Origin of the sequence: Enterococcus sp. AZ079, from assembly GCF_050547255.1 — a bacterium.
Lineage (GTDB): Bacteria > Bacillota > Bacilli > Lactobacillales > Enterococcaceae > Enterococcus_D > Enterococcus_D casseliflavus.
This window is the reverse complement of sequence record NZ_CP172955.1, coordinates 2,984,447-3,001,736: the sequence shown is the minus strand read 5'-3', so window position 1 is coordinate 3,001,736 and position 17,290 is coordinate 2,984,447. Positions and strand designations below refer to the sequence as shown.

At 43.2% G+C, this 17,290-nt stretch carries 19 protein-coding genes and 1 riboswitch; of the genes, 13 read left to right on the top strand and 6 right to left on the bottom strand.

The window, feature by feature from the left end; genetic code table 11:
• The first annotated feature begins 12 nt into the window (after nt 1-12).
• The 11 genes from IGJ15_RS14250 (at nt 13) to IGJ15_RS14200 (ending at nt 8,238) form a co-directional block, all read left to right on the top strand.
• Entirely contained in the window at nt 13-381 is a 369-nt protein-coding gene (locus IGJ15_RS14250; protein ID WP_010748658.1) for an LPXTG cell wall anchor domain-containing protein, read from the top strand.
• Nucleotides 314-1,027 (top strand): WxL domain-containing protein, encoded by a 714-nt coding sequence (locus IGJ15_RS14245; protein WP_016609549.1) that lies wholly within the window; start codon nt 314-316, stop codon nt 1,025-1,027. The genes IGJ15_RS14250 and IGJ15_RS14245 overlap by 68 nt, the downstream gene beginning before the upstream one ends.
• Before the next feature lie 45 nt (nt 1,028-1,072).
• The gene (locus IGJ15_RS14240) at nt 1,073-1,873 is read left to right on the top strand and encodes a WxL domain-containing protein (protein WP_010748660.1); all 801 of its coding nucleotides are present in this window, start codon (nt 1,073-1,075) and stop codon (nt 1,871-1,873) included.
• Between the two features lie 11 nt (nt 1,874-1,884).
• Complete coding sequence (locus IGJ15_RS14235; RefSeq protein ID WP_010748661.1) at nt 1,885-2,625, top strand: WxL domain-containing protein; 741 nt, start codon at nt 1,885-1,887, stop codon at nt 2,623-2,625.
• 67 nt (nt 2,626-2,692) lie between these two features.
• Nucleotides 2,693-3,775: a DUF916 and DUF3324 domain-containing protein gene (locus IGJ15_RS14230; protein ID WP_015508842.1), complete on the top strand. Its 1,083-nt coding sequence runs from the start codon at nt 2,693-2,695 to the stop codon at nt 3,773-3,775.
• A complete protein-coding gene (locus IGJ15_RS14225) occupies nt 3,765-4,562 on the top strand; it encodes a class A sortase (protein ID WP_034695660.1) in 798 nt (265 codons plus the stop codon). The genes IGJ15_RS14230 and IGJ15_RS14225 overlap by 11 nt, the downstream gene beginning before the upstream one ends.
• 44 nt (nt 4,563-4,606) lie before the next feature.
• Nucleotides 4,607-5,098, top strand: a complete 492-nt coding sequence (locus IGJ15_RS14220; RefSeq protein ID WP_015508844.1) for a hypothetical protein — start codon at nt 4,607-4,609, stop codon at nt 5,096-5,098.
• Nucleotides 5,076-6,536: a helix-turn-helix domain-containing protein gene (locus tag IGJ15_RS14215; RefSeq protein WP_010748665.1), complete on the top strand. Its 1,461-nt coding sequence runs from the start codon at nt 5,076-5,078 to the stop codon at nt 6,534-6,536. The genes IGJ15_RS14220 and IGJ15_RS14215 overlap by 23 nt, the downstream gene beginning before the upstream one ends.
• A gap of 208 nt (nt 6,537-6,744) precedes the next feature.
• Nucleotides 6,745-7,314, top strand: coding sequence for a TetR/AcrR family transcriptional regulator (locus IGJ15_RS14210; protein ID WP_005227190.1), 570 nt, complete (start codon nt 6,745-6,747; stop codon nt 7,312-7,314).
• Nucleotides 7,315-7,317: 3 nt separating this feature from the next.
• The gene (locus IGJ15_RS14205; protein WP_010748668.1) at nt 7,318-7,776 is read left to right on the top strand and encodes a low molecular weight protein-tyrosine-phosphatase; all 459 of its coding nucleotides are present in this window, start codon (nt 7,318-7,320) and stop codon (nt 7,774-7,776) included.
• Between the two features lie 108 nt (nt 7,777-7,884).
• The gene (locus tag IGJ15_RS14200; protein WP_005227192.1) at nt 7,885-8,238 is read left to right on the top strand and encodes a hypothetical protein; all 354 of its coding nucleotides are present in this window, start codon (nt 7,885-7,887) and stop codon (nt 8,236-8,238) included.
• Between the two features lie 63 nt (nt 8,239-8,301).
• On the opposite strand, the gene IGJ15_RS14195 is transcribed toward IGJ15_RS14200, so the two are convergent.
• From IGJ15_RS14195 to IGJ15_RS14170, 6 genes are all read right to left on the bottom strand, one after another.
• Entirely contained in the window at nt 8,302-8,661 is a 360-nt protein-coding gene (locus IGJ15_RS14195) for an iron chaperone (RefSeq protein ID WP_010748669.1), read from the bottom strand.
• A gap of 360 nt (nt 8,662-9,021) precedes the next feature.
• Nucleotides 9,022-10,527, bottom strand: a complete 1,506-nt coding sequence (locus IGJ15_RS14190) for a helix-turn-helix domain-containing protein (protein ID WP_005227194.1) — start codon at nt 10,525-10,527, stop codon at nt 9,022-9,024.
• A gap of 118 nt (nt 10,528-10,645) precedes the next feature.
• A complete protein-coding gene (gene brnQ, locus IGJ15_RS14185) occupies nt 10,646-11,998 on the bottom strand; it encodes a branched-chain amino acid transport system II carrier protein (RefSeq protein ID WP_430599171.1) in 1,353 nt (450 codons plus the stop codon).
• A 203-nt stretch (nt 11,999-12,201) separates the two neighbouring features.
• The gene (locus tag IGJ15_RS14180; protein ID WP_005227196.1) at nt 12,202-12,936 is read right to left on the bottom strand and encodes an amino acid ABC transporter ATP-binding protein; all 735 of its coding nucleotides are present in this window, start codon (nt 12,934-12,936) and stop codon (nt 12,202-12,204) included.
• A gap of 11 nt (nt 12,937-12,947) precedes the next feature.
• Nucleotides 12,948-14,537 (bottom strand): ABC transporter permease subunit, encoded by a 1,590-nt coding sequence (locus tag IGJ15_RS14175; RefSeq protein WP_010748671.1) that lies wholly within the window; start codon nt 14,535-14,537, stop codon nt 12,948-12,950.
• Between the two features lie 115 nt (nt 14,538-14,652).
• A riboswitch (Lysine riboswitch) is annotated at nt 14,653-14,826 on the bottom strand.
• A gap of 147 nt (nt 14,827-14,973) precedes the next feature.
• Nucleotides 14,974-15,276, bottom strand: a complete 303-nt coding sequence (locus IGJ15_RS14170; protein ID WP_005227198.1) for a hypothetical protein — start codon at nt 15,274-15,276, stop codon at nt 14,974-14,976.
• A 316-nt stretch (nt 15,277-15,592) separates the two neighbouring features.
• Here IGJ15_RS14170 and IGJ15_RS14165 point away from each other — a divergent pair, with 316 nt between their 5' ends.
• Both IGJ15_RS14165 and IGJ15_RS14160 read left to right on the top strand, forming a co-directional pair.
• Nucleotides 15,593-16,510, top strand: a complete 918-nt coding sequence (locus IGJ15_RS14165) for an ABC transporter ATP-binding protein (protein WP_231434742.1) — start codon at nt 15,593-15,595, stop codon at nt 16,508-16,510.
• Between the two features lies 1 nt (nt 16,511).
• The gene (locus tag IGJ15_RS14160; RefSeq protein WP_010748673.1) at nt 16,512-17,273 is read left to right on the top strand and encodes an ABC transporter permease; all 762 of its coding nucleotides are present in this window, start codon (nt 16,512-16,514) and stop codon (nt 17,271-17,273) included.
• Nucleotides 17,274-17,290: the final 17 nt, after the last annotated feature.

Below are 17,290 nucleotides of genomic sequence, written 5' to 3'. Positions count from 1 at the left end.
GCAGGAAAATAAATGAAAAAAATCATGATCGGTATTATTGCTGGCTGTCTATTAATGTTTCCTCAGCTCGTTTCAGCAGCCGAAGCAGGTGCCTATGACAGCAATGGCATTACTTCCTTTTTCGGTGTCTATGAAGAACCAGTTGAGGAGCCAGAAGAGCCCGTAAAAGAACAGCCAGGGAATAAACAAGTAAATCAAAAAGGCAACAACATTCTGCCGGCAACAGGGTCGGATCACTTTAATAGCTATCAAAGCAGTGGTCTTGTCGTTTTGTTGGCAGCAGGAATCATTTTAATCAAAAGGAGAACAAAAAATGAAAAAACTTTTCTTGACGGCAGGCATTCTATTGATGAGCACTGCTCTGTTACCAACAACCGTTAATGCCGCTGAATACACCTCAAATGGAGCAATCACTTTTGAAGCGGACCCGAATCCAACCAATCCAGTTGATCCGACCGATCCAGAAAAACCAGTGGATCCCGTCGATCCAACCGATCCAGATGGACCAAACCCTGGAACAGCTGGACCATTATCGATCGATTTTGCTTCAAGTTTTCAATTTGGCAACCAACTGATCACTTCCGAAACAAAAGATTATTACGCACAGCTGCAAGAGTTCACAGCTGGCGCTGCTGGACCAAACTATGTGCAAGTAACAGATAAACGAGGAACGCAAGAAGGCTGGTCATTGAGCGTTGTGCAAAACGGACAATTCAAAACGGCTGATGACGAAGAACTAGTCGGGGCTTCATTATCGATCGCCTCAGGTGCAGCAACTTCGGTCACCGATATGCAGTATGCACCAACGGTTACGGCAAGTCATACCTTTGTACCCGATAGTGAAATCACATTGGTCAACGCACCTGTCGGAAAAGGAATGGGCACTTGGATCTACAAGTTTGGGAACGATGCAACGGAAGGGTCAACGGCAGTAAAATTAAATGTACCAGGCAGTTCCGTAAAATTAGCCAAAGAGTATCGGACGACATTGACTTGGAATTTAAAGAATGTCCCTGAAAGCAATTAAAATCACTGATTTTCAGTAAAACAGATAAAGGAGTGTCAAATAGAAATGAAAAAAACAGCATGGGTCTTTTTAAGTCTTGCCGTATTGGCAGCAGCGAGTGCAGCAACTGAGGTTTCAGCAGCTGAAGCGGCTTCTTACACCTCAAATGGGGCGGTTGATTTTATTCCAAATACCGATCCGACGAACCCAGTCAATCCAGAAAATCCAGATCCAGAAAACCCAGTCAATCCTGTGGATCCAACCGATCCAGATGGACCAAACCCTGGAACGAATGGACCATTATCGATCGATTATGCCTCTAGCTTAGATTTTGGTGTCAATAAAATCTCCAATAAAAACGAAGTCTATTATGCACGAGCACAAGGGTATTTGAATGACGATGACACAGTTTCTACATTAAAAACTGCCAATTATGTTCAAGTAACGGATAATCGCGGTAGTAATGCTGGTTGGCGGTTGTCTGTGAAGCAAAATGGTCAATTCAAAAACGAATCGACGTTGAATCAAGAATTGACTGGTTCTGTCATTACCCTAACAAGTCCTGCCGTTAAATCAAATGCGATCGGCGTTACTGCTCCAGTGGCAGAAGCGACGATCATATTGGATGCAGCAGGTGCTGAATCAGTGGTGATGACCGCAGCAAATCAAACGGGTGCTGGAACATGGGTCAACGCTTGGGGAAGCGTTGAGACGGTCACTGAAATAGATAAGGATGGCCAAGAAGTACAAGCAGATGTTACCAAAGCGGTCGCACTTTCTGTACCCGGCAGCACACCAAAAGATGCCGTTAGCTACACGACTACACTAACTTGGGTATTATCAGATACACCAGGAACGGAAGGATAAGGAGTATAGACATGAAAAAAACACTAGCATTTCTCTCAGTATTAGGGCTAAGCTTCGCTGCTCCTGCGCTGGCACAAGCAGCGGACAGCGCAGAATACAATTCAAACGGACAGATCACTTTTGAACCAAATACAGACCCAACCAATCCAATCAGTCCAACAGACCCAGATCCAGAAAATCCGATCAAACCAGTTGACCCAACGGACCCAGATGGACCAAATCCAGGAACCAACGGACCGTTATCGATTGATTTTGCTTCAAGCCTTTACTTTGGTACGCAAAAAATCACCTCAAAAACAGAGATCTACCATGCGGAAACCCAAAAATACGTAGATTCAGCAAATGTGAATCAAGAAGGACCAAATTTTGTCCAAGTGACAGACAATCGGGGAACAGAGAGCGGTTGGACATTGAATGTTCGCCAAAATGGTCAGTTCAAAACAGCAGAAGATCAAGAATTGACCGCCGCGCAAATTCGTTTGACGAAGGGAACTGTAGTAACACCTTCCTTGTCACCAAAACCATCAAATGTAAGTTCAACGATCACATTGAATCCAAATGGTGCTCAATCCTTAGTGATGAGTGCCCAAGATGGCGAAGGGGCAGGGACCTATCTAATGAGCTGGGGCGATAGTTTAGCTGCAGCTATGGATAGCATTGAGTTGGAAGTTCCAGGCTCAACGACAAAATATGCCAGCCAATACAACACCACGTTTACTTGGTTACTGACAGACACACCAACAAACCCATAAGTACCAGCTTTCTCCTTGAACCCTTTCGTGGTTTAAGGAGAATACATAGAAAGAAGGGACATCCATCATGAAAAAAATCAACCAGCTTTTGGCGCTCCTATTCGCAAGTATTTTCTTTTTTGTACCAACGATAGGAACCGCTTCTGAATTTAACTTTGCCGTCAATCCCGTAATTCCAGAAAATCAAATCGATAAAGAAAAAACGTACTTTGACTTGAAAATGGCGCCGGGTACGGTACAAACCGTTGAAGTTCAATTGCGTAATGACACCGATCAAGAGGTCGTCATCGCACCAGTGATCGCTTCAGCTACCACAAACTTAAACGGAGTCGTGGAATATGGCGAAAACGACATCGAAGCGGACGAAACCTTGCCTTATGATATGGCTGATTTGATTGAAGTGGATGAAGAGATCACGATCCCCAAACAATCCCAAATCACCTTGCCCTTAAAGATCACCATGCCTTCAGAATCCTTTGAAGGGGTTATCGCAGGCGGATTGACCTTAAAAGAGACGACAGAGGAAACCGATACTGCTGACAGTGAAGAAGAGCAAGGGTTAGCTATCAAGAATGAGTATGCCTATGTCGTTGCGATTTTACTGCGTCAAAACACAACAGAAGTTTCACCGGATCTAAAACTGCTGGATGTTGGACCAGGTCAAGTCAACGCCCGAAATACTATCAATGTCACTCTTCAAAATCCTGAAGCAGCTTACTTGAATTCATTACGCCTGATCAATGAAGTGAAGAAAAAAGGTGATAGCGACGTCTTGTATTCTTCGGATACCTCACGAATGCAAATGGCACCTAATTCCAACTTCTCGTACCCAATCTCTTTAGAAGGACAACGTTTAGAAGCAGGGACCTACGTGTTGACTTCCGTTGCCTATGGTGGAAAAAGCGATGAAGGGCAATACAAAATTGAAAATGAAGAAGGCGAAGAAGAAAGCTATCTCTATAAATGGACCTTCGAAAAAGAATTTACAGTGACGGGAGAGGTCGCACGTGATCTTAATAAGAAGGATGTGACGATCGAAACAGATTACACATGGCTTTACTTCTTGATCGGCGGACTGTTGCTACTACTCGCCTTGCTGCTGCTTTTATGGTACCGACGAAAGAAAAAAAATGAAACGGATGAAGCGTGAGCACCTTGAGAAATGCTTGATCGATGGGTTGATCATCGTAGGTATTCTTTTGCTGGCACTGCCTTTTCTAAAAGAAAGCATCGTCAGTTGGCAATTACGCACCACGCAATTGACGATAGCCACCCAGCTGCCGGCAACGATCCCAGAAGAAACGATCCAAATGCCAGCTCTGTCAGATGTAATGGCGCCTCAGCCGACAACGATCACTGGGTACGGCTTTGTCGCAATCGAGGCGATCGATTTCCAGCAGCCGCTGTTGGTGGGACTAACGAATCAACAGCTGCTGAGAGGCGGCGTCGTGATGTTTCCCGAACGTTCGTTGAAAAATAGCAATTTTGTCGTTTTAGGGCATCATCTTGGGAGACAAAGTTTGTTATTTGGTCAATTGCTAGAAGCACAGGTGGGGATGGAAGTATCAGTGACCTATCTCGAGGAGAGTCAACAGTATATCATCACGGATAAAAAAATCGTAGACGAGTCGGACTTGTCGGTGCTAGAGGAAGAACAGACACCAAAATTGACCTTGATCACTTGTCCTACGCCTACTCGAACAGAAGAACGGTACGTGCTGACAGCAATTCCTGTTGAGCAGGCAACTGCCGATCATCCACAAAAACCAGCGGCGACAATCAGCACGCCGAAAGCAGCAAAAGTGATGGTTGAAAAACAAGAAACGGTATGGAAACAACAATCAATGAAAAATTGGTTTCTTTTATTTGTTATTTTATTTATAATTAGTGGATGTCTGCTGGGCGCCCATAAGTTGTTGGACCGTTCAGCGTCGTAGAAACATCATCAGAAGATGCGCTGATGATAAGGAGGGTGAATAAAATGAAACGCAGATTTGGCTTTGTCATTGGTGCGTGCATGATTATCGGAATGATCGATCTTGTTACAGAACAAGTCGTTTTTGCGACCATTTATAATCCGCTGGACCCCTCAGAAGAAATCGTCCCCACGGACCCACCAGAAGAAATACCAGAAAAAGTGGAGGAACCGCCAACTGAAATGGAAGAATCCAAAGAACAACCCGCGCCTGAACCAGAAACCGTTCCGAAAAAAGAGCCGGAGCGATCCTCACTGTCAGAAAGCAGTTTTTTGGAAAAGCAAAAACATTTTGCCCAACGAGTCATGCTGGAGGATGTCTTTGCGCCGGATCGTTTGAACGTCGATCTAGCACTGCCAGGAAATAATACAGATGGTGATGGCGATGATAAGCCTTCTTATCTTGCCAGCTTGTGCTACTTATTTTCAGGAAACGTCCTTTATGGCCAAAAAAACAATGGAGGCTTGAAAACGCATGTTTGTGACATTTTTGAATAAGGCGGACAAACGAAAATTGGTGATGCTGCAATATTTGGAAAACGCAGTCGCTCTTTCGGAAACGAAGGAAACATTGATGGATCAATTGACCATGTCAGAATTTTTGATCAACAAAACCGTTCAAGAATTGAATCTTGATTTTTATGAACTCGGATTGAACGAGGAATTTGAGATCGTGACCGATGGGACGGTCATTAAACTGAATGCCTCGGGGCTGGCAACTTCCGATACACTGCTGACCTATTATTTGGATCAAGCGTTGAAATTTTCCATGTTGAAAGAATGTTTTTTTGAGCAATTGTCTTCTTTATACGAATTTGCCACCAATCACTATTTAAGCCATAATCCCGTCTATAAAGAATTTAAACAGTTCAAACTGATCTTGAAAGAATATGATATTGAAGTGACGAAAGAATTTCAGCTGGTTGGGGAGGAAAGTGAGATCAGGGAATTTATTTTTCTCTTTTTTATGAAGGAATACTATCTGAATCATTCGCCTTTTCCAAAAGAAATCCTAGAAAAAGAAAAGACCTTTGATCGTTTTAATGAAAGCACCTGGCTTAAACCAGAACAGTCTGCTCGCATGCGGATTCGCAAGAAACATTATCTAGGAATCGTTTTGGCACGGATGACGAATGGTCATTACCTGCAAAACAGCGTGGAAAATGATTTAGTCTTGCCCAAACATCTCGTGATCATTGAGGAATTGAAACGCTGGCTGCAGGAGATTTTGACGATCACCGATCAAGAAGTGCTAGAGCGTGAAGCTCGAGATATTTTGCGCTTTTTGATCGTTGAGGGCTGGCTGATCGACAACAATAGCTACATCGATCAAGAACAAACCTATATCCAACAATTAAACGAGCATTTTATTCAAGCCGTCCAACAGCAGTTTTCCTTAACCGCGGACACGTTGGCACTTCTTCATGCTGAAACGACAACGATCCATTATCAGCTCTTGTCGTTTTCCTTTAGTTCTCGCTATGAATACCAATATATGGATGTGACGTATTTTCTTGAAACCTATCCAGAATATGCTGCCTTTTGCCGTAACTATCTGGAAGAAAGCCGCAACCGGCCGATCTTATGGAACAATAAAGAGTTTTTGTTTTTCAGGTACCTGATTCTGTTGATTTCCACGATTCCGCTAAAAGAGATTTTGGTTCCCTTGTATGTCTGCGTGGACTTTTCATTTGGCGATTCCTACAATCAGATGATCCAAAAGAATATCGAAAAAATCCTCGATTTAAATGTCCAATTCCAAAGTTACCCAGATGATCATACGCATCTGATTCTTTCAAACTTACCCTTTTATGGTGCATTGGGGATCGACCATATCTTATGGCTGGCACCACCTAGACCCATCGACTGGGCCAATTTCACTGAAAAAGTCAGTGTGATTCGAAGAGAACAGTTTCAAACCAAAATGGCACAATGAGCAACCCGCCGTTTAACTATCGAAAGCAACGTCTGCCTCAAATGGAGGCAGGCGTTTTTTGTAGAAACCTGTCCTATTTAAAAAGCGCCCAGGAATCTATTGCTCTGATGAAGGTTTCGGGGAAGGTCTGTGAAAAAGGACCATTTGATAGGATTTTTTTTTGCAGGAAAATTTGGTATGATAGAAAGAGAAGAAAAAGAGGTGCCCTATGATGGATGGGAAACAAACGAAGGCTGTGATTGGCCAGACATTGATCACCCTTTGTGAGACCAAAGAAGTGAATAAAATCAGCGTACAGGAGATCGCCGAAAAGGCGCAAGTCAATCGGCAGACGTTTTACTACCATTTTCCTGATAAAAAAGCTTTGATCCAATGGATCTATCGGCAAGATGCCCTGATTTTTTTGACGACAGAAGATGTCTCCCTTGATAACTGGGAAGAAGCCGCCTTGCGCATGCTGAAAGCAATGAAACAAGCGCCGGCCTTTTACCGCAAATCACTGGCTTATGACCGCGAAATCTTAATGAACGGATTTCTACAGATCACAGAACCGCTTTTTCAGCGCTTGTTCTTGGAGGTCGATCAAGAGCAGCAATTGACGAAACAAGACATTCTATTTTATAGCCGGTTCTTTTCCTACGGCTGCGGAGGCATTTTGGAAAATTGGATTCACAACGACTTTCCAGAGACCCCCTTAGAGATTGCAACGCAATTGTTTCGTTTGGCGAAGGATGTGGAATTTTTTGGCCACCAAATCTATGAAAAAGAGGAGCAGTGAGCGATGACGAAAGTTTTATTTGTTTGTTTAGGTAATATTTGCCGTTCCCCCATGGCAGAAGCTATTTATAAAGCAGAAATAACAAAACGCAAATTGGATTGGCAGATCGATTCGGCAGCGACCAGCTCATGGGAAGTCGGACATTCTGCTCATCCCGGAACCAAAAAAAGATTGCGTCAAGCAGGCTTATCCAGCGAGGGACTCATTTCACGGCAGATCACAGAAGCAGACTTTGCCAAATTTGACTGGATCATCGGTATGGATCAAAGTAATGTTGAAACACTTCAAGCGCTGGCACCTGCCGATACCACCGCAAAGATTCGTTCGTATTTGAGTGTTGTTCCTGGCAAAGAAACCGCGGAAGTACCAGATCCTTATTATACAGGAGATTTCGAAGAGACCTATCAACTGCTACAAGAAGGAATTCCTTTTTGGCTAGAGGTTATTTCTTCTGAAAAATAAGGCGTGTTCGCTTGTATTTCACCAAAAATTTGCTAAAATAGAACCATGTAAATGCGAACGTATGTGTGGTTTTTATAAACTGCTGCAACGCGCAGAAAGGAATGTCCAATGGAAAAGAAACCATCGCCCATCAAACAATTGGGCAAACTCATTGTGATGACATCCACAACGTTGCTGGATACCTTTTTCAGTGATGATGCTGACAAGAAGAATCAGTCTGAAAAAGTCAAAGAAATCCAGCGAACGCTGCAAGAGGCAGCCGCTGCCAAGCACCTGGTCGTGCTGCAAGTAAAAACAGAGAAATTGGGTGGTTTTGAAACCGTTACCGGCTGGATCGTCGGCAAAACGGTAGCAAAAGAACAAGTTGTCTTGAAATTACAAAGCGACCGTCAGCAGCTGCGGATTATTCCCCTGCATCATGTGCTGAAAGTTAGCACCTTGAATACAAAACCTGGCTTGTAGACAAGCCTGTGCATAGCAAAAAAACCGCTGCGTCATTAGACACAGCGGTTTTTTTATTGCTGGTTAAGCGTGCTTGTTTTTGACTTCTGCGAGTCGCCAAGCGGTCATCACAGCGATCAGTTCGTAAGGGATCGGCTGTGCAAAAGGAAACTGAACCGCCCCTTTACTGGTTTTGTAGGGTTGTAGGTCTTCTGTGAAGGCCGTGATCGCAGAAGGCGTGGGATAAAAGCCAAGATGCTGTTTGGCGCAGGCAAAATGCACGATATTTTCTCCCTGATGATAGGTAGGCATTTGATAACTGATTTTTTCAACCGCTTCAGGTAAAACGGCTTTGATGGTTTGACGGACCTTTCTTAAAATCGCTTGTCGTTCTGCTGGAGCTGTTGCAATGTATTGGTCAACTGTCGTAATGGCTTTTGTCATAGGACACCTCCTGCCTTTAGTATACGGCAAACCCCGTAAGAAAAAAAGGAGCCTGTCAGTGGGTAGCTGACAGGCAAGGAGTAAAAATGAAAAGTGTTAGTTAGGGTTGTTTGTTGGGTTATGTATACTATACTGTTCAAATATGAATTTTTTGTGGAGAAAAGATTGGAAAGTGTTTAAGTTTGCTGGCTGCGAAAAGAAGCAAAAAAAGACCCGTCGGTGGGTGGCCGACGGGAAGGAGTTAAAAATGAAAAAGTGTTAGTTAGGGTTGTTTGTTGGTATACATAGAGTATACGAGATAAATATGAATATTTTGTGACAAATCTTTTCGGAAGTTCTTAAGAAACCGTAACGGTTTGATTACAGAGAAAGGTTCTTTTCATCAAAACGGTTTTTCAAGGTACGATACAAATCAATGTATTGCCGATCATCTGCCGCATAATCCCAAATATAACTCATTTTTTCTGGTTTGAGTTTTTTCATCAACTGATTGGAACTAACGATGACATCATAGTTTTCTTGCTGGTTTAGATCATAAGGTTCTGCTGCTACGAAGGTCAAGTCATGTAAGAATTGATTCAATCCTTGAACGACTAAGAAATTGTCTTCTAACGCAACCCCTACCCGTAAACGATTCGAATAACGGATTTGATCATAAAACGGTAGCAGGGCGTGGGTATACATCGTTGCCATCTGCTCTTGGTTTTCATCGTTGATATAGTCCACCGCGGATTCTTCACGATAACTCGTTAAGAATTCATCGATTTTTTGCTGCAGCTGCTCTTCAGCAGACCCGCGATTGATCGATGGCGTCAGCAAGCGATAGATATTTGGAAACGGCTGACGGAAAACGTAGTTGCCGAAAGTCACATTGATTAAATTACCCACGACCAATGGCTCATCTAACAGGCCAGGTTGTGAAGCAAAGAAGGTTGCTTTCATCTCTGCTAACAAGTCTGCGACTAATGGATAAACTGGGTTTTGTTTGCTTGAAAAGAATTGCAAGGTTTGTTGCAACGCTTCTTCTTCAGGACTCAAATAGAATGGGAAGATTTGCGCCATCAAGTAAATAAACCCTGATTCGCCTTTTAATTGTTTGTCTGTCATTGAAACTTCAGGATCAACGACTTGTGTCAAACGCTCAAAATCGAAATATGGATTATTTTTCATTAGGAAATTGTACCGCTTGTCGTATTTGGCAAAATTTCCTTTTTTGATTCGTAAAAGAATCAAGGCGGCGAAATACTTCAACTCTAATCGGCCAAGATAAGAATGAGTCATTGGGAAGTACTCCGTGAATCGATCCACCATTTTTTCTGTCTCACTCTCAGCGATCGCAAATGGCCATTCTATTCCACGAGTACCTAACCAAATGATATTGAATAGGGAGAGCCGCACAAGACGCTCATCGCCCACCAAGTTTGATTCAGTGTACGTAAAGCGAAGCTGAAATTGCTTCAAATGTTTTTTTAGATGTTCAAATTTGCGAGACACCGTTGAACGACTGACATCGTATTTTGCACAAAAATCCGTGATCGTAGGATGGTCTTCATTCAGCATGTAAAGAACATATAAGAACGGAACGCTTTTATTCAATAAATAGAAGCGGTATTCATCGATCGTTACCGCGATATTCTGAGGCTGTAATTTACCGCCACGACCGAGTATCGACATATGATCCGGAGTTAACTCAGTTAGATCTTGGTCGATCTCAGTCAACTCTATAAAAGCTTGTTGGTAGCTTAACTCCATTTCCTTTGCCAATTGTGCGATTGGGTGGCTAGGGTTTTGCAGAGTCAGCATACGCCGGAATATTTTAAATTTAATTAATGTTTGCGGGTCCATCATAAGTTCTTCATAAAACATAGGTATCCTCCTTTGTGGCTCTATTGTATCTTTTTTTTACGAAACTGTCAGTCTTTTTAATCAAAAAAATAGCCTACCCTTTAAAAAAAGGTAGGTTATTTTCATCTTTTTAACTAATTTAGGCTGAAACAGGGTCTTTTTTGAACCACGACCATAGCAAACCGATCAAAAATCCGATCGCAGCCGGTACGACCCACCCCATCCCGATTTGGAAGAAGGGCAGATAATCTGACGCAAAAGACAAGATTCCTTGCACGAAAGCGTTGTTGGTAATCAGTGCGGGACTTGCATTTAAGCCGTCGATGATTGCAGCGATCAATGTGAAGTATGTCGTCATTCGGTAGACACTGGCACGATGATGAAACAAGGGACTGATGATCGCCAACAAAATCAACGTGATCGCCAGTGGATAGATAAACATCAAGACTGGAATAGAAAACTCGATGATATTGGTCAAGCCGACATTGGCGAAGATCGCTGGCAAGATACTTGTCAAAGCGATAAAGAACCCGTAGCTTTGCTTGGGAAACAATCCAGCAAAGGTTTCGGAAAAAGCCGTGATCAAACCAATGGCAGTTTTTAAACAAGCGGAGATAACGATCAAAGCCAACAGCAGACTGCCGACAGTGCCAAGGTAATGGTTGGCGATTTGTGCTAAAGCGATCCCCCCGTTTTCGCTGATAGGAAATTGCCCTAGACTTTTGGTTCCCATATAAGAAAGTAAGGTATAGATGATCCCCATCAACACGATACTGACAGAACCAGAAAGGATCGTGTCTTTTGCGACCGTCGTAGGTTTTTCAACCCCCATATTGCGAATCGTCGAGACGATGATGATCCCGAAGGCTAAAGATGCCAGCGCATCAAGGGTATTGTAACCGTTGGTGAAACCAGTAAAGAAAGCATCGCTTTGATAGCTAGGATAGATCGGCGCATCGCTGATGGTTCCTAGAGGTTGCCAAAAAGCAAAAAACAGCAAAACGCCTAGTAAGACCAGAAATAATGGATTCAAAAATTTCCCTACATAATCTAAGATTTTGCTTGGTTTACGAGAAAACCACCAGGAAGCGCCAAAGAAGAGGGCAGAAAACAACGCCAATAACCAAGTTTGCATGTCAGATGAAACATGGGGAGCGATCCCGATCTCATAAGAAGTGGTAGCCAAACGGGGCAAAGCAAAGAACGGCCCGATCACTAAATAAAGCAAAATCGTAAAAATAAGTGCGTAGCGTCGATTGATTCGAGAAGCTAATTCAAAAACACCGCTGCTCTGGGAAACCCCAATGGCGATCACCCCTAAAAACGGTAAGCCGATCCCTGTTACTAAAAAGCCAAGATTGGCCAAGCCGACATTCGCACCGGCTTCTTGTCCCATGTGGACTGGGAAAATCAGATTTCCCGCACCAAAGAAAAGACCAAAAAGCATTGATCCAACATACATATAATCCTTAAACTGTAACTTTTTTTCCATAAATGAAAGCTCCTATAATTCCTTAGTTTTAAAAAAAATAACAAAGTTTCTAACAAATAGCAATGGTTTTTTGTGATTTTTTGATAAATTCTGACAATTGTCGTTTAGAGAATAAAAAACACTTAGCATTAAATTCTTCCAAGCGTACTGAAAAAGGACGAAAAAGCTCGGAAGAAGACCGCTAAGTGTTTCAAGACAGAAAATTAATTCAACACACGGGAAAGGAATTCTTTGGTGCGCTGTTCTTTTGGATGAATAAAGATATCTTCAGGTGTCCCTTGTTCGGCAATGACACCTTGATCCATAAAGATGACACGATCAGATACTTCTTTGGCAAAGCCCATTTCGTGGGTAACGATCACCATCGTCAAACCAGTATGAGCTAACGTATTCATGGTCTTCAACACTTCACCGACCATTTCTGGATCCAGCGCAGAAGTCGGTTCATCAAACAACATGACATCTGGATTCATCGATAAGGCGCGGGCAATGGCTACCCGTTGTTTTTGTCCGCCTGAAAGCTGGGAAGGCTTGGCGTTGGCATATTGAGCCATACCGACTTGCTCCAGATTTTCTTTGGCAGTCGCTTCTGCTTCTTTGCGATCACGTTTCAAAACAGTGACTTGTCCCGTCACGCAGTTTTCTAATACATTCATATTGTTGAATAGGTTAAAGGATTGGAAAACCATTCCTAGATGTGTACGGTATTTCGGCAAGTCATAGCCTTTTTCCAGCACATTTTCACCTAAGTAGATGATTTGCCCACTGGTTGGTTTTTCTAACAAGTTGATGCAGCGAAGAAGTGTGGATTTTCCTGAACCAGAAGAACCTATGATCGTGACAACTTCTCCTTTATTAACAGACAAACTGATATCTTTTAAGACTTCGTTGTCGCCAAAACTCTTTTTTAAATGGTCAATTTCAATGATTGCTGACATGTTCTTCCTCCTTATTCGTTCGGGTTGATGTCTTCTAATTTGACATACGCACTGGGACCGTCCATTTTGCGTTCAACAAAGCGCAAGATCTGGGTGGCGCTGATGGTCAAGACTAAGTAGATCACACCGATGATCGCAAATGTTTGGAAGTATTGGAAGTTCGTTCCAGCGGCTGATGTACCTTGGAAGAAGAGGTCCGCAACACTGATGACACTTAAGACGGCAGTATCTTTGATATTGATAATGATCTCATTTCCGGTAGCTGGTAAAATATTGCGCATTACTTGCGGCAACACAACTTTGATCATGGTTTGCCAATGGGTCATTCCGATGGCTTGAGCTGCTTCAAATTGGCCGTCATCTACAGCAAAAATCCCCCCACGAACGATTTCAGACATGTAGGCACCCGTATTGATAGAAACGATCAGCACAGCTGCCAGCGTGCGATTCATGGAGACACCAAAAGCTAGAGCCGTTCCGTAGAAAATAACCATTGCCTGAACCATCATTGGGGTACCGCGGAAAACTTCGATATAGATGGTCAGCAGGCCATTGACGATTCGTTGGAAGAAACGTCCTACTGGATTTTCTGAAAGCGGCAGTGTCCGGAAGATACCGACTAAAAGACCGATGATCAATCCGATGATCGTTGAAAGGATCGCGATGAATAAGGTCAAGCCAGCGCCTCGTAAAAAGAGCATGCCGTAATCATCAATGATTTTTTTGAAATCAGCGATCAGACCTTGATCCGCCGTTTCTCCGCTGGCATCTGCAGGCTGATCTAAGACTGCTTGATCCATCAGGGAAACCCGTTCTTCTTCAGAGATTCCTGCAAGGATCTCATTGACTTTTTCAACATCGGGATCGCCTTTGCGCATCCCGACTGCTACTTGGACGTCTTCTGGATTGGTTTCAAAACCTGCTCCTTCATCGAACTCGACCATCTTCAAATCAGGATTTGCTCCGACGGCAGTGACGCCTTCTGGTCGTTCACTGACGTAGCCGTCAATGATGCCCGAAGCTAAAGCAACGCGCATGGAGGAGAAGTCCCGCATGGCTTGTTCTTTTTGGACCTCAGGGATTTGATCAATGACCGTATAATGGAAGGTATTCAGCTGAGCAGTGATTTTTGCCCCCGAAAGATCGGCGAGGCTTCTGGCATCGGCGAATGCTCCATCTTTACGTACTACGACCACCAAGTCGGATTCATAGTAAGGATCGGTAAAATCAATTTGCTCGCGGCGTTCGGCCGTTGGTGACATACCAGCGATGACGGCATCGATAGTCCCCGCCTGTAAAGCTGGCGGCAGACCGTCCCATTGGGTTTTAACGATCACTAATTCCTTGCCTAAACCTTCAGCGATTCGTTTGGCGATCTGGACATCGTAACCGCCGGCAAACGCCGAGCCTTCTTCCCCAGAAATCGGCACGGCACCATTGGCGTCCGTCGTTTGCGTCCAGTTGAAGGGGGCATAGCCTGCCTCCATACCGACACGGAATTGTTCCGCAGGCGTTTGGTCATCCGCTTGCACGGTTAGGGGCAGCTGAATGAGGGTTAGACAGAGGGCGAAGACCGCCCAGATCCAATTATTTTTTTTCATTTTATCTCTTTCCTTTCACGAGTTGGACAAGCAGGTAAGGATGAAAAAGCAAAAAAACAGCCGTACTCCATGATTGGAAAACGGCTGTTGACAGGTCATCGTCGACAAACCTTTCACAAAACATAGCGCAACTTAGACAAGCTAAGACAGTCCGCAAATTGTTCATTTGCGGCCCAACAAAATCGATGCAAGCAAAACCGATCTTGTTTCGGCGATGTTCCCTAGCTCTGCTGTAAACGTGTTGCTTCACTCAGCAGGATTAATGAACCTCGCGACCTCTACCTAAATGTTAAAGGGTACTCGTATTTAATTTGATTCTTCTCAGAGTTTAGAAGAAAAGCACCCAAATGTCAATTCTTTTTAACAAAAAAACGACCATTTCCCTATTTTTATCAAAGAGAAAGCGGATCGTTTTTACGAGTGTCTATTGGAACCCTTAAGCGACTTTCGCTTTTGGTTCACGGCCTAAAACAGCTTGGATGACTGTCAAGCCAAGCAATAAGCCAAGTGCTAGATAGATGAGGCTTGAGTATTGTGTAACGCCCCAATCTTGTCCTAAGGTACGGTAAACCACAAGGACGATGGCTTGAATGATTGCTGTGATGACATTTAAAAAGCCAAATGCCCATAAATTGCCATTTTCTTTACGTGCTAAATAGAAGATAGAGAAATATAAGCTGACTGCCAACCAACCGAAACTGATAATGATCATTGCCCAATAAATAATAGCTGCTACCAATGTATTTCACCTCACTTTGATTCGTGACTAGTTTACCACGTTTTTTGTTCCTTGTCATGAAGGAATCTCTTTCTTTGTGAGGCAAAAAACAAAGCGCAAAAGCAGTAATGAAAAGATCGTCTGCTACATTTGCTATTGGTGGGTTTGCTGAAAAAGGGACGATTTTTCTCACTGGGGTTATTTTCAGCTGTGTATAATAGAAATAAGTTGTTTTTTGCAAAAAAATACGAGTTAAGAATCAATTAATAATTAGTTAATAGCTGATTTAGATCTGCTTGCTAGAATGATCACAGAAGCAAGCAAGGAGGAAGTAGAAATGGAAAATGTTCTTAAAATCAAAGGATTAAACAAGCGTTACGGCAAACAGCTGGCGCTGCATGATGTCGATCTAACGATCGCCAAAGGAGATATTTATGGATTGGTAGGGAGAAATGGTGCTGGGAAGACGACCTTACTAAAAGCGATCGTGCAGTTGATCCAACCCACCAGTGGCAGTCTGCAGTTGTTTGGTGTTGAAGGCGGCAAAGCCTACATCCAGATGCTGAAACGGGTCGGTAATGTGATTGAGACCCCAGTCGCTTACGACCAATTGACGGCTGAACAAAATTTGAACTATTATTGCAAAATCAGCGGGGTGGTGGAACCTGATGCCGTTAGTAAGGCACTGGCATTTGTTGGTTTGACCAATGTCGGCAACAAGAAATACCGTGATTTTTCTTTAGGGATGGAACAAAAACTGGGCTTAGCGATTGCTTTGTTGAATCAGCCAGATTTTCTAATTTTAGATGAACCGATCAATGGCTTGGATCCTGTCGCGATCGTTGAATTTCGAGAGTTGCTTTTACGATTGAATCAAGAACGCGGCATGACGATTTTGATCTCCAGCCATATTTTAGAAGAGTTGTACTTAGTGGCTACACGCTTTGGAGTCATTAGTGAGGGGCGTCTGATCAAAGAGATGACCAAACACGAATTCGATCTGATGGCGAAACGGTTTATTCAATTAGAAGTCGATGATGTAGCCACAGCTAGCCGCTTACTGGACAGTCAACTGATTTCTGAATATAAAGTTGTCAGTGACCACAAGATCCACATCTACCAAGAAAATGTATTGATTCGTGATCTAATCCGTCAATTGGTTTATGAAGGGATCGCTATCGACCAGATTTCTTTTGAAGGGGAAAACCTAGAGTCGTATTTCAAAGAGTTAGTGACAAGTGAAGGGGGAAATTAAGATGTTGAATTTTATTCGGGCAGATTTGTATCGTTTATCTAAAAGTAAAAGTTTTTGGATCACAGAAGGAATTATTTTATTGTTGGTGATTTTAGCGGTTGTTTCAAATGGCGACGTGGGAGTCACCCTGGGAGATAGTACGCAAACCACAGGCAGCCTTGCCGAAATGACGGGTTTTCTTGCGATCCAGACCAGCCTGTCTTCCATGTTATTGTATTATTCACTGCCGTTAGTGATGCAAGTTTTAGGGAGTGAGTACACGAAAGGGACGATGAAGAATATCATTACCGTCGGTGTTTCTAAACCCGCCTATCTCTTTGGAAAATTCTTGGTGTATGCGTTGGTACTTGTCTTGCAAATTTTGGCTATTTGCTTAGTGAGCTTTGTTGCGGGAACGATCATTGGCGGTACCGGCTTTGAAGACATCTCTCAGCTAGAAAACTTAGTGTATTATTTCGCTGGCTTTGTATTGATCTTACTGGCTACCTCATCCTTTGCTTTGTTGGTGTTGTATTTGACCAAAAATACAGCAGTCAGCGTGTTGGCGACGATCTTTATTCCGATGGGCTTTGCGATTGCACGTTTTTCTTTGCCAACCTGGAAATTCTTAGAATACTTGGATTTCCAAGGCGGATTAGAGATGGTGACTATGACCACTTTCAAAACGTGGGAAATGGTTCAACCAATTTTTGTTGGGAGTCTGATTAGTTTGTTGCTTTGTCTTTTGGCTGCACATCTGGTGTTTAAGAGACAAGAATTATAAAGAAAAGAAAAACGTCC

Excerpts from the sequence above, each read along its gene's own strand:
- IGJ15_RS14220 (WP_015508844.1), top strand. The coding sequence starts at position 4,607 with ATGAAACGCAGATTTGGCTTTGTCATTGGTGCGTGCATGATTATCGGA.
- IGJ15_RS14160 (WP_010748673.1), top strand. The coding sequence starts at position 16,512 with ATGTTGAATTTTATTCGGGCAGATTTGTATCGTTTATCTAAAAGTAAA.
- IGJ15_RS14175 (WP_010748671.1), bottom strand. The coding sequence starts at position 14,537 with ATGAAAAAAAATAATTGGATCTGGGCGGTCTTCGCCCTCTGTCTAACC.
- IGJ15_RS14180 (WP_005227196.1), bottom strand. The coding sequence starts at position 12,936 with ATGTCAGCAATCATTGAAATTGACCATTTAAAAAAGAGTTTTGGCGAC.
- IGJ15_RS14205 (WP_010748668.1), top strand. The coding sequence starts at position 7,318 with ATGACGAAAGTTTTATTTGTTTGTTTAGGTAATATTTGCCGTTCCCCC.
- IGJ15_RS14240 (WP_010748660.1), top strand. The coding sequence starts at position 1,073 with ATGAAAAAAACAGCATGGGTCTTTTTAAGTCTTGCCGTATTGGCAGCA.
- IGJ15_RS14215 (WP_010748665.1), top strand. The coding sequence starts at position 5,076 with ATGTTTGTGACATTTTTGAATAAGGCGGACAAACGAAAATTGGTGATG.
- IGJ15_RS14200 (WP_005227192.1), top strand. The coding sequence starts at position 7,885 with ATGGAAAAGAAACCATCGCCCATCAAACAATTGGGCAAACTCATTGTG.
- IGJ15_RS14250 (WP_010748658.1), top strand. The coding sequence starts at position 13 with ATGAAAAAAATCATGATCGGTATTATTGCTGGCTGTCTATTAATGTTT.
- brnQ (WP_430599171.1), bottom strand. The coding sequence starts at position 11,998 with ATGGAAAAAAAGTTACAGTTTAAGGATTATATGTATGTTGGATCAATG.
- IGJ15_RS14245 (WP_016609549.1), top strand. The coding sequence starts at position 314 with ATGAAAAAACTTTTCTTGACGGCAGGCATTCTATTGATGAGCACTGCT.
- IGJ15_RS14195 (WP_010748669.1), bottom strand. The coding sequence starts at position 8,661 with ATGACAAAAGCCATTACGACAGTTGACCAATACATTGCAACAGCTCCA.
- IGJ15_RS14225 (WP_034695660.1), top strand. The coding sequence starts at position 3,765 with ATGAAGCGTGAGCACCTTGAGAAATGCTTGATCGATGGGTTGATCATC.
- IGJ15_RS14190 (WP_005227194.1), bottom strand. The coding sequence starts at position 10,527 with ATGTTTTATGAAGAACTTATGATGGACCCGCAAACATTAATTAAATTT.
- IGJ15_RS14210 (WP_005227190.1), top strand. The coding sequence starts at position 6,745 with ATGATGGATGGGAAACAAACGAAGGCTGTGATTGGCCAGACATTGATC.
- IGJ15_RS14230 (WP_015508842.1), top strand. The coding sequence starts at position 2,693 with ATGAAAAAAATCAACCAGCTTTTGGCGCTCCTATTCGCAAGTATTTTC.
- IGJ15_RS14165 (WP_231434742.1), top strand. The coding sequence starts at position 15,593 with ATGGAAAATGTTCTTAAAATCAAAGGATTAAACAAGCGTTACGGCAAA.
- IGJ15_RS14235 (WP_010748661.1), top strand. The coding sequence starts at position 1,885 with ATGAAAAAAACACTAGCATTTCTCTCAGTATTAGGGCTAAGCTTCGCT.